1 pseudogene is annotated in these 551 nt (G+C 69.1%); it reads right to left on the bottom strand.

The features are described from left to right. Positions 1-551 (bottom strand): annotated as a pseudogene (locus ISP15_RS18270) (hemagglutinin repeat-containing protein); the annotation flags it as partial.

Raw genomic sequence — 551 nt, 5'->3', positions numbered from 1 at the left:
TGATCGAGGATAAGATCGTTGCCCGCTTGCGCGGTGAGCGTGCCCGCAGCGGTGACCTGCCCGCCGGCGGGCGTGCCAAGTCCCGGTGCCTTCAAGCCGCCGAGGTTGACGGTGCCGAGCGCCACCGCGCCTGTCGTGGCACGGCTGCTGAGGTCATGGCCGGCGACCAGCGCCACGTTGCCGCCCTGAAGGCTGCCGACGTTGAGCAGGTCTTGCGCGGCTTGCACGCTTAAGTTGCCACCGGCCGACAGCGTGCCGGCATTGAGCAGGTTGCCGGCTTGGATCGTGGCGTCGCTGGCGGATTGGATCGTGCCGGTCGTGGTGAGCTGGTTGTTGGCGTTGAGCGCGACGGTGCTGCCCTGGATCACCGCGCCGCTGGCGACGTGGTTGGCGGTGCTTTGGCTCAGGTACACCACCGGCACCAGCACGGATTGGCCGTCGACGGTCTGGTTGACCAGCCACACCATGTCCTGGGTGAGGCTGGCCATCTGCTGGGGCGTGAGCGCCACGCCCACGGCGAGGTCGAACGACCGGGCTTGCTGCGCGCCGGC

Source organism: Dyella jejuensis (genome assembly GCF_044904675.1).
In the GTDB taxonomy this organism is placed as follows: Bacteria; Pseudomonadota; Gammaproteobacteria; order Xanthomonadales; family Rhodanobacteraceae; genus Dyella_B; species Dyella_B jejuensis.
This window is presented reverse-complemented; position numbering and strand designations above follow the sequence as displayed.